Below are 17,640 nucleotides of genomic sequence, written 5' to 3'. Positions count from 1 at the left end.
CGCCGCATCGGCGCGGCGGTGCCGATTACAGCGCCGCCTCGATCTTCGCGGCGGCTTCCGGCGAAACCCACTTCTTCCAGATATCCGGGTTTTCTTCGAGGAAGTGCTTGGCACCTTCTTCGCCGCTTGCCTGGTTGTCGGTCATCCAGGCCATGAGCTTGGCAATGGTCTCGTTGCTCCAGGAGCGCTTGTTGAGATACTCCATGACTTCCGGCCCTGCCTTTTCCGAGAAAGGCTTGGCGACGAGCGTCACGATCGTATCGACCGGCCAGGCGCTGGGTTTGGGGTCGGTGCATTCGGCAACCGTGATGCAACGCTTCCACTCAGCTGCATCATAGGGGACGCCGGCTTCGAGATGTACCATCTCGTATTTGCCGAGCAGAGCAGTCGGTGCCCAGTAGTAGCCGACCCAGCCTTCCTTGCGTTCGTAGGCCTTTGCGATCGAACCATCGAGACCTGCCGCAGATCCGGTGTCGACCAGCGTCCAGCCGGCCTTTTCCGCTTCAAACGCCTTGTAGAGCTGCGCGGTCACGACCGTGCCGCCCCAGCCTTGTGGGCCGTTGAAGATCGCGCCCTTGCTCGGGTCTTCAGGGTCCTTGATAAGGTCGGGATGCTTCAGGAGGTCGGGAATGCTCTTGATGTCGGGATGGGCATCGGCGAAGTATTTCGGGATCCACCAGCCCTGGACGCCGCCGTCGGGAAGCGGCGAGCCGACCTTCACGATACGGCCTTCCTCGGTTCCCTTCTTGACCACGTCGGGAAGCAAGTCGATCCAGGCCTCGGGCGCGATATCGGGTTCGCCTTTCTCTGCCATCGACGTGATGGTCGGGACGGTGTCGCCGATGGTGATTTCGGCGCTGCAGCCGTAACCTTCATTGAGAATGATCTTGTCGAGGTTGGAAATCACCTCGGCACTTTGCCAGTTCATGCTGGCGATGGTGACGCTGCCACAGTCCGCAGCATTGGCGAGCGACGAACCGGCGACGGTTCCAAGGAACAGGCATGTCGATGCAAGCAAGCTTTTCATTATCGTTCCCTCTTTTGGCGGCTTCTTCTGTTGGAGCGGGATGCCGCGGAGCCCGCTCCTACGGCGCTAGGAGGCGTCTCCCATGCGAACCGATTTCCTCAATGCCGCCGACAATCCGCGCGAAACGGCGGCACCAAATCCGGCCGCGCGCATTTCCTCGATCGCTGCCGCAGTGGTGCCGCGATAGTCAAGGAAGGTCTGGACCGTTTCGCCGGGACAGTCGTCCCGTTGTTCCAGTAACCTGCCCGCACCCACGATAAGGGTGTTGACGGCACGCTTGGCGATCTCGGGCGCCAGGCCATAGGAGATGGCGTCTGTCACCATCGCCTCGGCAAGAAGCGCCGGAAAGGCGGGACCGGAGCCGGTGAGGCCGGTCAGATAGTCGATCTCCGCCTCTGAACGCACTTCATCTTGGGAGCCGCAGGCGTCGAAGATAGCCCGTATGATCGACCGATCATCCTCCCGCACATCGGCCGCGACGATCCACGGCGTATAGGATTTGCGGACTTCGGCCGCCGCATTCGGCAAGGCACGGACCACGCGGCCCGTCCGGTGTCGCGCACCAAGAGCACTCAGGCGGATGCCTACCATGACGGAGATGAGCAGCTTGTCTTCGGCATCGACGTTCAGGCTGGGCCAGTCGGCCGGGCGGACGGAGAGAACGATAACATCCGAACGGTCGGCAAGGGCCTGGTTGTCTGATGTCCAGAACGAGCGGTCGAAACGGTTCGGCCGCTCACTGCGATAGGAGAGCGACAGATTTTGAGGCTCGGCAATGCCGGCATCGAGAATGGCTTCGGCGATTGCCCCGCCCAGCCAGCCGGCACCTCCAATTATGCCAACCCTCAAAGGTCCGCCCGCTTCCATGCTTCTCTCACTCTGGTTTGTAGCCGTGCCGGGCAAAGAAGCGGTCGAGCTCCCTTTGCTGCGGCGTTTGTCCGGTGTAGATCGCGATGTATTCCGGAATGCGCTTCATACGGAGCGCGAGGTCTTCCTTGGACTGCATCGAGATGTATCCGATCTGAACGAGATAGGTCGTTCGGGCGCGAACGTCCGCCGGTCCCGCCTCATAGCCGAACCGCATGAACATGCGGCCCAGCGCCTCCATTCTCGCCTGATCGGCCTGCTGCACTTCGGCCAGTATCTCGGGCGATTGCAGTGCCCAGCTGCGAACGGCGAACTCGAACTGGGAGTCGAACAGATCCTTGTTCACCCAGCAGTCGAAAACGTTCAGCATCGCCTCGGCCAGCGACTCCGCATAGGCTTCGGACTGCTTGATGAGATTGCCCGTATTCTTCTCCCTCCAGCGCGCGATAAGAGCGTTCAACAGTTCTTCGCGGTCCTTGAAGAACCAATAGAAGCTGGTCCGGGAAAGATTGAGCCGTTTGGCCAACGGCAGGATCTTCACCGAATCCACGCCCGACTCGAGCAGGGAGTCGTAGGCGGCTTCGAGCCACCCCTCCTGTGAACCGCGCCAACCAGTGTCACTCATCGCCTGTTCCATGATTGCCTCCTAACAAATCCAAAGGGCTGGTTCAAGCAAAATGTACATATATGTCGAATTGCCAAACTCTAGTGTTTTTGATTGTTGACACATATGTACATTTCCGCTTACCGTTGCGATCAAAGTCCCATAAACCGGAGCCCGTGGCATGTCGAACGATCCCCTGCTTCAGCCGTTTCAGTTGAAGCATTTGACCCTGCGTAACCGCATCATCGTCACGTCGCACGAGCCTGCCTATCCGGAAGACGGTATGCCGAAGGGACGCTATCGCGCCTATACGGTTGAACGGGCGAAGGGGGGTGTGGCGCTGACGATGACCGCCGGCTCTGCGGCAGTCTCGAAAGACAGCCCTCCAGTCTTCAACAACCTGCTCGCCTACAAGGACGAGATCGTGCCGTGGATCAGGCAGATGACCGACGCCGTGCATGAAGAGGGCGCGGCGATCATGATCCAGCTCACGCACCTTGGCAGGCGCACCCGCTGGGACAAGGGCGACTGGCTCCCGGTCGTTGCGCCCTCGCACCATCGCGAGGCAGCGCACCGCGCCTTTCCCAAGAAGCTCGAAGACTGGGACATCGAGCGCATCATCAAGGACTTTGCAGACGCCGCCGAACGGATGAAGGCGGGCGGCATGGATGGCGTGGAACTGGAAGCCTATGGCCATCTCATCGACCAGTTCACCTCGCCGCTCACCAACGAACTCGATGGCCCCTACGGTGGTTCGCTCGACAATCGCCTGCGCTTCTGTTTCGACGTCTTCAAAGCCATGCGCGAAAGGGTCGGAAACGACTTTATCCTGGGCGTTCGCTATACGGCGGACGAGTGTCTTCCCGGCGGGACCGGAAAGGCCGAAGGCCTGGAGATCTCCCGTCGTCTCAAGGAAAGCGGCCTCATCGACTACCTGAATGTCATCCGCGGTCATATCGATACGGATCCGGGCCTGACAGATGTCATCCCGATCCAGGGGATGGCGAGCGCACCGCATCTGGATTTTGCCGGCGATGTGCGCGCAGCAACCAAGTTCCCGACCTTCCATGCCGCGAAGATCCAGGACGTAGCGACGGCGCGTCATGCGATCGCTGCCGGCAAGGTCGACATGATCGGCATGACCCGCGCCCATATGACCGACCCGCATATTGTGCGGAAGATCATGGAAAAGCGCGAGGATGATATCCGCCCCTGCGTCGGCGCCAACTACTGTCTCGACCGCATCTACCAGGGTGGCATGGCCTTCTGCATCCACAATGCTGCGACCGGCCGCGAAGAAACGATGCCGCATCGGATCCCGAAAGCTGCCGTCCGCAAGAAGATCGTGATCGTCGGTGCGGGCCCGGCCGGTCTTGAAGCCGCCCGCGTCTCCGCGGAACGAGGTCATGAGGTCGTGGTTTTCGAGGCCGCGAACAATCCGGGCGGACAGATCCGGCTTACGGCCCAGAGCGAACGTCGCCGCGAAATGATCAGCATCATCGATTGGCGCATGAGTCAGTGCGAAAAGCTCGGCGTCACCTTCCGGTTCAACACCTGGGCCGAGGCTGGCACCGTACTCACTGAAAAGCCCGACGTCGTCATCATCGCGACCGGTGGATTGCCGCATACAGAGATCTTGTCGAAGGGCAACGAACTCGTCGTTTCCTCCTGGGACATCATCTCGGGGGATGTGAAGCCTGGTACCAACGTGCTCGTTTTCGACGACGCCGGCGACCATGCGGGCCTGCAGGCTGCAGAATTCCTCGCCAAGGCCGGCGCCAAGGTCGAGATCATGACGCCGGACCGGTCTTTCGCGCCGGAAGTCATGGCGATGAACCTCGTTCCCTACATGCGCTCGCTGCAGAAACTCGACGTCACCTTCACCGTCACCTACCGCTTGGAGTCGGTTGAAAAGAGTGGCAACCAGATCATCGCCCATGTCGGCAGCGACTATGGTGGCGTTGCCAAGCAGCAGACCTTCGACCAGATCGTCGTCAACCACGGCACCATTCCGCTCGACGACCTCTATTTCGAACTGAAGCCTGGTTCGAGGAACCTCGGCGAAGTCTCCTACGACGAGCTCATCGCGGGCACGCCGCAGTCCATCGAGCGCAATCCGGAAGGCGCCTATCAACTCTTCCGGATCGGCGACGCGGTGGCGGCCCGCAACACGCATGCGGCCATCTACGATGCGCTGCGCCTGGCCAAGGACATCTGACGATGGCGCGGATCGACGTCCTGCAGGCTTTTCTGGACGCGGCTTTTGTGGCCTTCGACCAGTTCGCGCAGGACATCAGAGCACGTCAGTCGATCATGAAGATCTTCGAGCAGCTCGAGGCGCCGCAGCCGCTGCGTTCGGACATTGCAATGCGCCTCCCTGTCTGCGGCCGCTATCTCGATGGTGTCCTCGCGACGAAGACCGGGCGGCCGTCGTTGGACGCGCTGATCGAGCGCTTTGCGTCGCTTGAACCGATGCTCGAATGGAAGTGGCGTTCGGTCTACGACCATACCGCCAGCGAAAATTTCCTGATGAGCCATGCCAACGCGATGATCGTCGGACCGGGCGGCCTGGAGGATCGGAGGGATCTCTGGCTTGGCGTGACGTTGATGGCGCCGAACGCGCGCTATCCCGATCACGACCACGCCCCCGAAGAGACCTACCTCGTCCTGTCGGAGGGCGAGTTTCAGCACGGCGATTCCGAATGGTTCTCTCCGGGGATCGGAGGCTCCTTCTACAATCCGCCTGGCATCAAACACGCTATGCGTTCGGGTGAAAAGCCGCTGTTCGCCTTCTGGGCGTTGTTGCCTGATCGACCGAGACATTGACGAAAAGGCGTTCGGGCACAACCGAGCGCGGGAGGAAGGTTTGCGATGAAAATACTTGTGACGGTCAAACGTGTCGTTGACTACAACGTCAAGATCCGCGTGAAGGCAGACGGTTCGGGCGTCGAACTTGCGAACGTGAAGATGTCGATGAACCCGTTCGACGAGATCTCGGTCGAAGAGGCGCTGCGACTGAAGGAAGCCGGCAAGGCGAGTGAAGTCGTCGTCGTTTCCGTCGGTCCGGCCAAGGCCGAAGAGACGCTCCGGACGGCGCTCGCCATGGGCGCCGACCGCGCCATCCTCGTCGAGACCGAAGACCAGGTCGAGCCGCTCGCCGTCGCCAAGATCGTCAAGGGTGTGGCCGAGGCCGAACAGCCGGGCCTGATCATCGTCGGCAAGCAGGCAATCGACGACGATTCGAACCAGACCGGCCAGATGCTGTCGGCCCTCCTGGGCTGGGCGCAAGGGACGTTCGCCTCCAAGGTCGAGCTCGGCGACGGCAAGGCGACCGTCACCCGCGAAGTCGACGGTGGCCTGCAGACGATCGACATTAAGCTGCCGGCGGTCGTCACCACCGACCTGCGCCTGAACGAGCCGCGCTACGCCTCGCTGCCGAACATCATGAAGGCGAAGAAGAAGCCGCTCGACAAGAAGTCGCCGGCCGACTTCGGCGTCGACACTTCAGCCCGCCTCAAGGTGCTGAAGACCGAGGAACCGTCGGGCCGCAAGGCCGGCATCAAGGTCAAGTCGGTCGCCGAGCTCGTCGACAAGCTCAAGACCGAAGCCGGCGTGCTCTAAGTTTCATGCGTCCGGAAAGTGGGAACCGGTTTCCGGACAAACGCATGAACCACGCGACAATCCTGGAGCTCCGGTCCGGAACGGACCGTTGAGCTCAAACCAAAGGGAGATTAAATCATGGCCATTCTTCTTCTGGCTGACCACGACAGCAACCACCTTTCCGACCAGACCGCCAAGGCGCTGACCGCTGCCGCCAAGATCGGCGGCGATGTGCATGTGCTGGTCGCCGGCAGCGGCGCCAAGGCGGCAGCCGAACAGGCCGCCAAGCTTGCCGGCGTCGCCAAGGTGCTCGTCGCCGACGACGCCTCGCTTGCCAACAACCTCGCCGAGCCGCTGGCGGCGCTGATCGTCTCGCTTGCCGGCAGCTACGACACGATCGTTGCGGCCGCGACCTCGGTCGGCAAGAACGTCATGCCGCGCGTTGCCGCCCTGCTCGACGTTTCTCAGGTCTCGGAAATCATCGAGGTCGTCTCCGCCGACACCTTCAAGCGGCCGATCTATGCCGGCAACGCCATCCAGACGGTGCAGACGACGGAAGCCAAGCGCGTCATCACCGTGCGCACCGCCGCCTTCGCTTCCGCTGCCGAAGGCGGTTCGGCTGCGGTCGAAAGCGTTTCGGCGGCCGCCAACCCGGGCGTTTCCTCCTTCGTCGCCGACGCGCTGTCGTCGTCCGACCGTCCGGAACTGACCTCGGCGAAGATCATCATCTCCGGCGGCCGCGCGCTTGGTTCCTCGGAGAAGTTTAAGGAAGTGATCCTGCCGGTCGCCGACAAGCTCGGCGCCGCCGTCGGCGCCAGCCGAGCCGCCGTCGATGCCGGTTACGCCCCGAACGACTGGCAGGTCGGCCAGACCGGCAAGGTGGTCGCGCCCGATCTCTACATCGCCTGCGGCATCTCCGGTGCGATCCAGCATCTCGCCGGCATGAAGGACTCCAAGGTCATCGTCGCGATCAACAAGGACGAGGAGGCGCCGATCTTCCAGGTCGCCGACTACGGCCTCGTCGCCGATCTCTTCGATGCCCTGCCGGAGTTGCAGAAGGCTTTCTGAAGCGCTCCAAGCCATCCGATTTGACAGCTGGCCGGTCGAAGTGCGGCCGGCCTCTCAGTTGATTAAGCCAATAATGTAAAGGGATCCGACAATGGATGTACGCGCCGCCGTTGCCGTTCAGGCCGGCAAGCCGCTCGAGATCATGACGGTTCAGCTCGAGGGCCCGAAGGCCGGCGAGGTGCTGATCGAGGTCAAGGCCACCGGCCTCTGCCACACCGACGACTTCACCCTGTCCGGTGCCGACCCGGAGGGCCTGTTCCCGGCGATCCTCGGCCATGAAGGCGCCGGCATCGTCGTCGACGTCGGCCCGGGCGTCACGAGCGTGAAGAAGGGCGATCACGTCATCCCGCTCTACACGCCCGAATGCCGGGAATGCTATTCCTGCCTGTCGCGCAAGACCAATCTCTGCACCGCGATCCGCGCGACCCAGGGCCAGGGCCTGATGCCGGACGGCACCTCGCGCTTCTCGATCGGCAAGGACAAGATCCACCACTATATGGGCTGCTCGACCTTCGCCAACTACACGGTGCTGCCGGAGATCGCCGTCGCCAAGGTCAACCCGGAGGCGCCGTTCGACAAGATCTGCTACATCGGCTGCGGCGTCACCACCGGCATCGGCGCGGTCATCAACACGGCCAAGGTGGAGATCGGCGCGACCGCGATCGTCTTCGGTCTCGGCGGCATCGGCCTCAACGTCATCCAGGGCCTCAGGCTTGCCGGTGCCGACATGATCATCGGCGTCGACATCAATCCGGACCGCAAGGAATGGGGCGAGAAGTTCGGCATGACCCACTTCGTCAACCCCAAGGAGGTCGGCGACGACATCGTGCCCTATCTCGTCAACATGACGAAACGCCATGGCGACCTGATCGGTGGCGCCGACTACACCTTCGACTGCACCGGCAACACCAGGGTGATGCGCCAGGCGCTGGAATCGGCCCATCGCGGCTGGGGCAAGTCGGTGGTGATCGGCGTCGCCGGCGCCGGCCAGGAGATCTCCACCCGGCCGTTCCAGCTCGTCACCGGTCGCCAGTGGATGGGCACCGCCTTCGGTGGCGCCCGCGGCCGCACCGACGTGCCCAAGATCGTCGACTGGTACATGCAGGGCAAGATCCAGATCGACCCGATGATCACCCATACCATGGCCCTCGAAGACATCAACAAGGGCTTCGAACTGATGCATTCCGGCGAAAGCATCCGCAGTGTGGTGCTCTATTGAACCGGGGGTCAACCCCGCCTGCAGACGGAAAGGCCTGTCCCGCACCGTCGCGCCAGCGGCCGGCGATACCAATGAACAGCCGGGCCTTCAGCCCCGGCCAAAAGGAGGGGAAGCCCATGCCAGCGTTCCGGCCGCGATGGAGGCCGTGCGTGCCCGGCTGCGCGAATCGGGTATGGAGCCCTTGATTGCCTCAATCCCGGCCAGATGGACGTTATCGTCACATGGGCGGCGAAGAAGAGCGGCGCGCTCAAGACGGCCTGAGATGGTCCGGCCCGACCAATGGTCGGGCCGGAATCATTTGCCAGGACCTAGCGATCGATGACGAGATCGCTCAGCGGCTTTGAACAGCATGGCAGAAAGAGACCGGCATCGATCTCTCGCTGCCGAATGCCGCCATTGTGGTTCATCTCGACCGAGCCGGAGACGAGCTTCGACTTGCAGGTGCCGCAGACGCCGTTCGAGCAGGACGAGGGGAGTTTCACCCCTGCCTTCTTTGCGCAAGAGAGCACGGTCTGCTCCTCTGAAACCTCGATCTTGCGGGCCTGTTTGGAGAACTCGACCTGGAATATTCGGGTGGCCGGTTGCTCGACGGCAGGGGTATCGACGTCATCGGTCACGGCCGCGTCGAAGCTCTCCTCGATGTAGTTTGACGGGGGAACGCCCAGTTCGGCAGAGATCGTGCGCGCTGCCGCCATGAACGGCGCCGGGCCGCAACACATGACGACGCGTTCGGCAATGTCGGGAACTGCAAGCTTCAGATAGGCTGCCGATATGCGCCCCGTCAGTCCGGACCAGTTGGCTTCACCGGAAACGACTTCCGGAAGTAACTGAAGCCGGAGCCCCTTCACCCGATTGGCCAGGTTGGCAAGTTCGTCGCGGAAGATGAGGTCCTTCGGGGTTCGCGCTGCGTGCATGAAGACGACGTCGGCCGGCTCGCATGTATCGGCGATCTCGCGGACCATCGCCATAACCGGGGTGATCCCCGAACCTCCGGAAAGAAACAGATATTTCCTCGCGTTCGGCCGAATGAAGTGGCCGAGGGGACCGTTTGCCTTGACCTTGGTGTTGGCGGCCAGGTTGTCGTGAAGCCAGTTTGAGATCTTGCCGCCGGCTACGCGTTTGACCGTGACCGAAAACGCATTGTTGCGTTTCGGGGAGGACGAGATGCTATAACACCGGCTTTCCGGCTCGCCCCCGACATCAAGGTCGAACAGGAAGTATTGACCGGCTTCGAAGGCGAAGCGCTTGCCCTTTGGGCACGCAAAGGTGAATGTCTTCACATCGTGCGTTTCCTGGTGGACATCGACGCAGACCAGGTCCTCGTCCGAATTGCGGTTCCACAAATCGCCAAGGTCAGGGCGCTCAGCCGGAGAAAAGGTGCTCTTAGTATCCATGGGCGCGCATCCGATCGATGTACCACGACGCAAACTTGTCGAGATTGGTTTCGGAGAAGGGTGAATAGGGGCCCGGCACGTAAGCCGGATCCTCGATGCCGGCGTGCGAGCGGGCGACGAGCTCGGCGTCCTGATCGGTCGTGGCAAGCCAGACGTTGGTCAGTTTCTCGAGATCGTAGTCGACGCCTTCGACGGCATCCTTGTGCACGAGCCACTTCGTCCGCACGAGCGTCCTATTCGCAGAAAGCGGTATGACGATCGCAACGACGGCGTGGTCGCCCATGAAGTGGTTCCAGCTGTTGTGGCCCCAAAGATGCATGTCGCCGAGGTCCTTGCGCGACATCGTACCGAGCAGCTTTGCCGATGCGGCGGTCGCATCGGGCGTCTGGGATTCGCCGGCACCCGAAATGATCAGCCGCTGTGTGCGAAAATTTGTGCTGCAGTCCACCAATTGCTCGACCGCCGCGGACGGGTAGCCGTCCGCCTCCCACAGCTTGGTCCGTTCCTCATAAAGCGAAAAATGCTCCTCGGCCTGGGCTCGATCTTCCGGGCTCAATGCGTCCGGGTCGAAGCCGAAATCGAGATCGACGAAGGAGACGCAGAGCTCGGGGTGGTTGGCAGAGCAATGGTAGCATTCACGGTTGTTCTCGATCGTGAGTTTCCAGTTGCCCTGTTCGATGACATCGGATTCGTAGGCGACCTTGGCGTTGCGGATGTCGTAGGGCGCGAGGCGTTCGGCCATGACGTCGACAAGGCGGTCGATGTCTTCGGGGGCATTGTCGGAAAGGCAGACGTAGATGAGGCCACTGACCGACTTGAATGTCACGGGTTTGAGGCTGCGGCATTCCTTGTCGAAGCCCTTGCCCATGTGGGGGGCATAGCTCAACTCGCCGGTCAGCTCATAGGTCCAGGTATGGTAGGGACAGACGAGCTTCGAAACGATCGTCTTGCCGGCATCGAGCAGGCGCGCGCCGCGGTGGCGGCAGACATTGTGCATGACGCGGATCTCGCCGTCATCGTCGCGAAGGAGGATGAGACTCGTCTTGCCGATATCGACGACCGTTGCGTCACCCGGCTCAGGCACATCGCATTCAAGGCCGATGCAGATCCAGTGCTGGCGGAAAAAGACCTCGAGATCCGCCTCGAAGACGTCCTCTCGCGTATAAAGACCGGCGGGAAGGGAGTGTCCCTCGGCTCTTGCATCAAGGAGCGACGATATGGGAGAAGCAAATGTCTGCAGCATAATTCCACCTTATGTTCCTATCGAAAGGTCGACGGGTTCCAGGGGCAGGATCGCTCAGCTATTCTGGTCACTCAACGGCATAAATATGCGCGTATGACATTACCAAATGTAATGGAACAAAGATGGCGAACCTGAGGAAGAAACTTCCGCCACTCACCGCCTTGACGGCCTTTGAAGCGGCGGCCCGCCTGTCCAGCTTCACGCGCGCTGCGACGGAACTCGGTGTGACCCAGGCTGCCGTAAGCCGGCAAATCCATTTGCTGGAAGAGGATTTCGGCTTCCCCCTGTTTCGGCGGCTCCACCGCAAGATCGAACTGACCGAGAAGGGCAGGCTGCTATCCGCGGCGGCGGGCGACGCATTCAACCTCATTGCCGACACCGTCGCCGAGCTCCGGTCGGAGAGTGCCGATGACGAACTGGCGATTTCGGCGACTATCTCCTTTTCGCATTTCTGGCTGTTGCCAAGGATTGCCGCATTTTCTCGCGCTCATCCCGAAATCAAGCTTCGCATCATTACGCAGGATGCCCGGACGAGCATCGAAGCAAGCGATGTGGACCTGGCGATTCGCTATGGGACCGGTACCTGGCCGGACGGTCAGGCGGAGCTTTTGTTCGAGGACGAAGTTTTCCCGATTTGCAGCGCCGACTATCTGGTCACGGCCGACCCAATCTGCACGGTGGATGATCTCGTAGGTCATCCGCTCATATCGAGCGACACGGATGACCCGACATGGACAGGCTGGGACGAGTGGCTCGCGGCCTTTTTCGTGAAGGCGCCGAAAAAGGCCCGAGGCCTGCGATGCAGCTTCTACACCGAGGCCATTTATGCAGCGTTGAACGGCCAAGGCATCGCGCTTGGTTGGAACCGCCTCGTCGGTGACCTTATAAAGCAAACGCGCCTTGTTCGTGTTACGGAAGCATCTATTCGCACCAGGGCGGCCTACTTCGTGGTTGTACCGACGAGGAGACCACGAAAGGAAAGCGGGCGACTGTTCATAGAGTGGCTGCGCCAGGTTTCCGCTCTAGCCGACTGAGAATTCAAAGCTTCCCGGTAGCTCTTCGCGCTCCTGAAGCCGGTCGCACTAAGGTGCGCAAGCGGTTTTGCGCGACATGCGAAGTATCGAAAACCTGAAGCACTTGGGCGACACCAAAGCGCCGCGACGCACTTTTGCCGCGTCGAGGAGAAGGCTGTCGGGCGCAAAGAGTTTCCGTACCCTGGCTTACAGCGGGGCCCCCCGCAACCACGGACTCTTAAATGTCGCGACGCGGGCTACTCCCATGTCACATATTCTCAAGGATAGTTATTGACATGTTATACCAGTTGAGAAATATATCTCCGAGCGCCGAATGGATGGCGCAGCGAAATTGCGCCTGACCGACGTGGTCTGCGGCATTCTAGGGAGGTCTCGATGACATCGATCGCGCTGTTTGGTGCCGGTGGTAAAATGGGCTATCGGCTCGCCAAGAACCTTAAAGGTTCGCGCTTCGATGTCCGGCATGTCGAAGTAAATGGGGCCGGAAAAGCACGGCTTGCGAATGAACTCGGTATCGCGTGCGTTCCGGCCGAGGAGGGTCTCAAGGGGGCTGATGTCGTCATTCTTGCCGTTCCCGACACGGCCATTGGCAAGGTCGCGTCTGCGGTCGTCGACAAGCTGGAGCCCGGCACAATGGTCGTCGCGCTCGATGCTGCGGCACCCTTTGCAGGCCATCTGCCTGACCGCGCTGATCTGACCTACTTCGTCACGCATCCCTGTCACCCGCCAATCTTCAACGACGAGACGGATCCGGCTGCCAAGCGCGACTTCTTCGGCGGCATCGCTGCAAAGCAGCATATCGTGTCAGCGTTGATGCAGGGGCCGGAAAGCGCCTATGCCCTTGGAGAAGAGATCGCCAAGGTCATTTGGGCGCCGGTCATGCGGTCGCATCGTGTGACGGTCGAACAGATGGCGCTCCTCGAACCGGGCCTTTCCGAAACGGTCTGCGCTTCATTGCTCGTCGTCATGCGTGAAGCCATGGACGAATGTGTCCGCCGCGGTGTTCCGAAGGAGGCGGCCCGCGACTTTCTGCTTGGGCACATGAATGTGCTTGGCGCGGTCATCTTCGAGGAAACGCCGGGTGTCTTCTCCGACGCCTGCAACAAGGCAATCGAATTCGGCAAGCCGGTGCTCATGAAAGACGACTGGAGGCGTGTCTTCGAGCCGGAGGAAATAGCCGCTAGCATCCATCGCATCACCTGACGAGCAGCGAGGTCGCTTGCCGTTCGAGGGCGCAAGATCGCCCGAAACACGCAATCGCACGGGAGGGCCACTTTCAATGGAGGAGTGGTCGAGGAAATCTTGTGCCTAACTGGGAGGAGAATATGAAAGTTACCCGCAGACTGATCACCGTCGGCTTCGCTGCCGTCATGGCGGCAAGCGCCGCGATGCCGGTTTTCGCAGCCGATCTCATCGCGATCGTTACGCCGAGCCACGACAATCCCTTCTTCAAGGCGGAGGCGGTCGGCGCCGAGGCCAAGGCGAAAGAACTCGGCTATGAAACGCTCGTGCTCGTGCATGACGACGACGCCAACAAGCAGTCGCAGCTTATCGACACCGCCATCGGCCGCGGCGCGAAGGCGATCATTCTCGACAACGCCGGCTCCGAGGCGTCGATTGCTGCGGTGAAGAAAGCGAAGGATGCAGGCGTTCCCTCCTTCCTGATCGACCGTGAGATCAACGCGACCGGCATCGCCGTCTCGCAGATTGTCTCGAACAACTACCAGGGCGCCCAACTCGGTGCGGAAGAGTTCGTCCGCTTGATGGGCGAGAGGGGGAACTACGTCGAATTGCTCGGCCGCGAGGCCGATCTCAATGCCGGTATTCGTTCCAAAGGCTACCACGACGTCATCGACGAGTTTCCTGAGATGAAGATGGTCGCCCAACAGTCGGCGAACTGGAGCCAGACCGAGGGCTACTCCAAGATGGAGACGATCCTTCAAGCCAATCCCGACATCCAGGGCGTGATCGCCGGCAATGACACGATGGCCATGGGGGCAATCGCAGCGCTTCAGGCAGCCGGTCGCAAGGATGTCATCGTCGTCGGCTTCGACGGTTCGAACGACGTGCGCGACTCGATCAACGCCGGTGGCATCAAGGCGACCGTCATGCAGCCGGCTTATGCGCAGGCCCAGCTCGCGGTGCAACAGGCGCATGATTACATCACGACCGGCAAGGCTCCGGCGGAAGAGAAGCAGCTCATGGATTGCGTGCTCATCACCGCTGACAATGCCGACAAGCTCGAGACCTTCGCGCTCTCCCAGTAATCTTCCCGCGACTACGCAAGGCTGGCTGATCCCCGCCTTGCGTTCATTGTTCATGACGGAGAATGGGAATGCCCAGGTTTCAGGCTGCATGCGCACTCATGTTTGCCGGCGCGCTCGCGCTTGGCGGCTGCAAGCTCGTCAAAACGGAGGACGAGCAAAGGCAGGCGGCGGCAGGCGCGTTCAATCCCGACAAGCTGGTTGCCGATATATGGGACACGAAGGTCGTGCCCTATCTCGAACAGCGGGCCGGCGCCTTCCCGGAGGTCTCGACGCTTGTCGCCAGCGACCTCAACGCTGCGGCGGAGAAGTATGGGCATAAGGAGAAACAGGGTAACGCGCCCTGGACTTTTGCCGCCAAAATCGACGGCGTGATCGTCGGGCAGGAAACGAAATCGCGGGCGGCCTATGTCGATGTGGATGTCGATGGTGACGGCAAGGCGGATGTCCGTGTTTCAATCGGTCCGGCCATTCGCGGCACGGCGCTGCGCGACAGCCTCACGTTCGTGAACTTCAACGAGTTCAAGAACCAGATCGAGTGGGCGCAATACGGCAAATCGTTCAACACCCATGTGAACGGTACGCTGCTCGAAAAGCTGCCGCGCGACGGCTTGACAGGTAAGACGATCAAGGCAACCGGTGCCTATCCACTGCCCGCCAAGGGCCAGTTGCCGCAATTCGTTCCGGCCACGATCATCGTCGGGGGTGCGTCATGAGAGATGCGGACGAGGATGTCATTCTCGAACTCAAGGATGTGACCAAGGCCTATGCCGGCATCGTTGCCCTGAAGAAGGCCAACTTGAAACTCCGTCGTGGGGCCGTGAACGTCCTTGTCGGTGAAAATGGCGCCGGTAAATCGACTATGATGCGCATCATCGCCGGCGTGGAACGGCCGACGCTCGGCGAAATTTGGCTGGATGGCGAACTCATCCATCTCAATAGCCCGGCCGACGCGGTCAGGCATGGAATCGGTATCGTCTTTCAGGAATTGAACCTGTTCGGAAATCTCTCCGTCGCCGAAAATATCTTTGCCACCCGCGAGATCACCCGCGGTATTCGTGGCATCGACCACCGCGGCCAGGTCAAAAAAGCCAACGCGTTTCTCGATCGTTTGGAGGCCGGGATCTCCGCCGAGACGCTGGCCGAGGATCTGCCGATCGGCCAGCAGCAGCTCGTCGAGATCGCCCGTGCGGTCTCGCTCGACACGCGAATCCTGATCATGGACGAGCCCACCTCGGCGCTCAGCGCGGCAGAAGTCGATGTGCTGTTCCGCGTGATCGTTGATTTGAAGGCGCGTGGCGTGGCGATCGTCTACATTTCGCATCGGCTGGAAGAGCTGATGCGCATCGGCGACTATATCACGGTGCTGAAAGATGGCCAGATCACCGGTCACGCCAAGGTCAAGGATATCGATACGCGCTGGATCGTCCGCTCGATGATCGGCTCAGATGCCAAGGATTTCGCAAAAAAGGTCGACCACAATCCAGGCGAAGAGATCTTCCGTACGGAAAACATCTGCCTACAGCGGGCTCAGGGCGGGTTTGCCGTCGATCACGTCTCGATCGGTGTGCGCAAAGGCGAGATCCTCGGCATCTACGGGTTGATGGGCGCCGGTCGCTCGGAACTCTTCGAATGCATCATGGGGCGTCACGAACATTGCACAGGCAAGATCTTTGTCGAAGGCAAGGAACTCAAGGGAGGCGACACCACCCGGCGCATTCGTGAAGGGTTGGCCCTCATCCCCGAGGACCGCCAGCGTGAAGGGCTGGTACAGTCGATGTCGATTGCCGACAATCTGACGATGGCGAGCCTGGGCCAGTTCTTGAAAGCGGGATTTCACATCGACCTTGGGCGCGAAGCAAAAGCGATCGCCGAGGCAATCCGGAACCTCTCGATCAAGGCGAAGAATCCGGAGTTCGACGTGACGTCGATGTCGGGTGGAAATCAGCAGAAGGTCGTGATCGGCAAGGCGCTCATGACCGGGCCAAAAGTCCTTCTCATGGACGAGCCGAGCCGCGGCATCGATGTCGGCGCCAAGGCCGATGTCTTCCTCACCATGCGTCGCCTGGCGGGGGAGGGGCTGGCGATCCTCTTTTCCACGTCCGATCTCGAAGAAGTCATGGCGCTTTCCGATCGTATTGCGGTGATGAGCAATGGCCGCCTAGTGACGGTTGTCGACCGCAAGGACGCGACCGAAGAAATGATCGTTTCGGCCTCCGCAGAGGGACACAAAACCAAAAGGATGCATGCGTGATGACGACAGCAACGCAAACTGCCGCCGCCGACAGTTTCTCCAGCGGCTCGGCGCTCCTCACGCTGATGAGGCTGAGGACGTTCATCGCGCTCTTCGCGGTGATTATCTTCTTCTCGATCGCTGCGCCGAACTTCCTGTCGACCGCAAACATGATCCTGATGACGAAGCATGCGACGCAAAATGCATTTCTCGCGATCGGCATGACTTTCGTCATCATCACCGGCGGCATCGACCTGTCCGTCGGTTCGATCGTCGGTCTGTGCGGCATGATCGCCGGTGGTTTGATCATGTATGGGGTGGCGCTGCCTCTCGGCTATACCTTGTATTTCAACGTCGTCGAGGTTGCCATCATCGTCGCCGTCGTCGGCATCTTGATCGGCGCGATCAATGGTCTGCTGATCACGAGGTTGAACGTGGCTCCTTTCATCGCGACGCTTGGCACCCTGTATGTCGCGCGCGGCATGGCGTTGCTCTATTCCGATGGCCAAACCCTGCCCAATCTCACCGGACGCGAGGACCTCGGTAATCAGGGCTTCAGCTACCTCGGCTCCGGTACGATCCTGGGCTTGCCAGTTTCCGTTTGGATCCTGATCGCTGTCGCCGGCGGCGCAGCCTATTTCGCCCGCTTCGTACCTCTCGGCCGGCATATCTTTGCCGTTGGCGGAAACGAACGCGCCTCGCGCATGTCCGGCATCCGGGTCAACCGAGTCAAGATGTTCGTCTATATGTTCTCCGGCTTCTGCGCGGCGATCGTGGGGCTGGTCATTTCGTCGGAACTCATGGCCTCGCATCCGGCGACCGGCACCAATCTGGAACTTAATGCCATTGCGGCGGCCGTTCTCGGAGGTACATCGATGTCAGGTGGGCGCGGAACGATCGGGGGTACGATCATCGGCGCTTTCGTGATCGGCATTCTCTCTGATGGTTTGGTAATGATGGGTGTGAGCTCGTTCTGGCAGATGGTGATCAAGGGGCTGGTAATCATCGTGGCCGTCGTGGTGGACCAGGCTCAACGCCGCCTGCAGCAGCGTGTCACGCTGATGCAAATGGCAAAGGCAGGCTGACA

Annotated in this window: 16 protein-coding genes; 11 read left to right on the top strand and 5 right to left on the bottom strand. The window is 60.9% G+C overall.

Annotated features, from left to right (window positions below):
• Nucleotides 1-25 precede the first annotated feature (25 nt).
• From AC1Z3V_RS02730 to AC1Z3V_RS02720, 3 genes are all read right to left on the bottom strand, one after another.
• Complete coding sequence (locus AC1Z3V_RS02730) at nt 26-1,027, bottom strand: ABC transporter substrate-binding protein (protein WP_483497086.1); 1,002 nt, start codon at nt 1,025-1,027, stop codon at nt 26-28.
• 66 nt (nt 1,028-1,093) lie between these two features.
• Nucleotides 1,094-1,894 (bottom strand): pyrroline-5-carboxylate reductase family protein, encoded by an 801-nt coding sequence (locus tag AC1Z3V_RS02725; RefSeq protein ID WP_483497085.1) that lies wholly within the window; start codon nt 1,892-1,894, stop codon nt 1,094-1,096.
• A gap of 7 nt (nt 1,895-1,901) precedes the next feature.
• Complete coding sequence (locus tag AC1Z3V_RS02720; RefSeq protein WP_483497084.1) at nt 1,902-2,531, bottom strand: TetR/AcrR family transcriptional regulator; 630 nt, start codon at nt 2,529-2,531, stop codon at nt 1,902-1,904.
• 148 nt (nt 2,532-2,679) lie between these two features.
• On the opposite strand from AC1Z3V_RS02720, the gene AC1Z3V_RS02715 reads away from it, so the two are divergent.
• The 5 genes from AC1Z3V_RS02715 to AC1Z3V_RS02695 all read left to right on the top strand — a co-directional run bounded on the left by AC1Z3V_RS02715 (nt 2,680) and on the right by AC1Z3V_RS02695 (nt 8,385).
• Nucleotides 2,680-4,716 carry an oxidoreductase gene (locus AC1Z3V_RS02715; protein WP_483497083.1) on the top strand — a complete coding sequence of 679 codons (2,037 nt, stop codon included), beginning with the start codon at nt 2,680-2,682 and terminating at the stop codon, nt 4,714-4,716.
• 2 nt (nt 4,717-4,718) lie between these two features.
• Nucleotides 4,719-5,324 (top strand): dimethylsulfonioproprionate lyase family protein, encoded by a 606-nt coding sequence (locus AC1Z3V_RS02710; RefSeq protein ID WP_483497081.1) that lies wholly within the window; start codon nt 4,719-4,721, stop codon nt 5,322-5,324.
• A gap of 45 nt (nt 5,325-5,369) precedes the next feature.
• The gene (locus AC1Z3V_RS02705) at nt 5,370-6,119 is read left to right on the top strand and encodes an electron transfer flavoprotein subunit beta/FixA family protein (RefSeq protein ID WP_483497080.1); all 750 of its coding nucleotides are present in this window, start codon (nt 5,370-5,372) and stop codon (nt 6,117-6,119) included.
• A gap of 117 nt (nt 6,120-6,236) precedes the next feature.
• Nucleotides 6,237-7,166 (top strand): electron transfer flavoprotein subunit alpha/FixB family protein, encoded by a 930-nt coding sequence (locus AC1Z3V_RS02700; protein ID WP_483497079.1) that lies wholly within the window; start codon nt 6,237-6,239, stop codon nt 7,164-7,166.
• Between the two features lie 91 nt (nt 7,167-7,257).
• On the top strand, nt 7,258-8,385 hold the full coding sequence (locus AC1Z3V_RS02695) for an S-(hydroxymethyl)glutathione dehydrogenase/class III alcohol dehydrogenase (protein WP_483497078.1): 1,128 nt from the start codon (nt 7,258-7,260) through the stop codon (nt 8,383-8,385).
• Between the two features lie 308 nt (nt 8,386-8,693).
• On the opposite strand, the gene AC1Z3V_RS02690 is transcribed toward AC1Z3V_RS02695, so the two are convergent.
• The gene (locus AC1Z3V_RS02690) at nt 8,694-9,779 is read right to left on the bottom strand and encodes an FAD-binding oxidoreductase (RefSeq protein ID WP_483497077.1); all 1,086 of its coding nucleotides are present in this window, start codon (nt 9,777-9,779) and stop codon (nt 8,694-8,696) included.
• A complete protein-coding gene (locus AC1Z3V_RS02685) occupies nt 9,769-11,022 on the bottom strand; it encodes an aromatic ring-hydroxylating oxygenase subunit alpha (RefSeq protein WP_483497076.1) in 1,254 nt (417 codons plus the stop codon). The genes AC1Z3V_RS02690 and AC1Z3V_RS02685 overlap by 11 nt, the downstream gene beginning before the upstream one ends.
• A gap of 122 nt (nt 11,023-11,144) precedes the next feature.
• On the opposite strand from AC1Z3V_RS02685, the gene AC1Z3V_RS02680 reads away from it, so the two are divergent.
• The 6 genes from AC1Z3V_RS02680 (at nt 11,145) to AC1Z3V_RS02655 (ending at nt 17,638) form a co-directional block, all read left to right on the top strand.
• Nucleotides 11,145-12,056 carry a LysR substrate-binding domain-containing protein gene (locus tag AC1Z3V_RS02680; protein ID WP_483497075.1) on the top strand — a complete coding sequence of 304 codons (912 nt, stop codon included), beginning with the start codon at nt 11,145-11,147 and terminating at the stop codon, nt 12,054-12,056.
• Between the two features lie 375 nt (nt 12,057-12,431).
• Nucleotides 12,432-13,259, top strand: a complete 828-nt coding sequence (locus tag AC1Z3V_RS02675) for a phosphogluconate dehydrogenase C-terminal domain-containing protein (protein ID WP_483497074.1) — start codon at nt 12,432-12,434, stop codon at nt 13,257-13,259.
• A 122-nt stretch (nt 13,260-13,381) separates the two neighbouring features.
• A complete protein-coding gene (locus AC1Z3V_RS02670; protein ID WP_483497073.1) occupies nt 13,382-14,323 on the top strand; it encodes a substrate-binding domain-containing protein in 942 nt (313 codons plus the stop codon).
• Between the two features lie 68 nt (nt 14,324-14,391).
• Nucleotides 14,392-15,036, top strand: coding sequence for a DUF2291 family protein (locus AC1Z3V_RS02665; RefSeq protein WP_483497072.1), 645 nt, complete (start codon nt 14,392-14,394; stop codon nt 15,034-15,036).
• Entirely contained in the window at nt 15,033-16,574 is a 1,542-nt protein-coding gene (locus tag AC1Z3V_RS02660; RefSeq protein ID WP_483497071.1) for a sugar ABC transporter ATP-binding protein, read from the top strand. The genes AC1Z3V_RS02665 and AC1Z3V_RS02660 overlap by 4 nt, the downstream gene beginning before the upstream one ends.
• A complete protein-coding gene (locus AC1Z3V_RS02655) occupies nt 16,574-17,638 on the top strand; it encodes an ABC transporter permease (RefSeq protein WP_483497070.1) in 1,065 nt (354 codons plus the stop codon). The genes AC1Z3V_RS02660 and AC1Z3V_RS02655 overlap by 1 nt, the downstream gene beginning before the upstream one ends.
• Nucleotides 17,639-17,640: the final 2 nt, after the last annotated feature.

The sequence above is a fragment of the Ensifer sp. 38_S197 genome (genome assembly GCF_056924495.1).
Note: the sequence above shows the minus strand (reverse complement) of the source record. Positions and strands in the feature narration are given on the sequence as shown.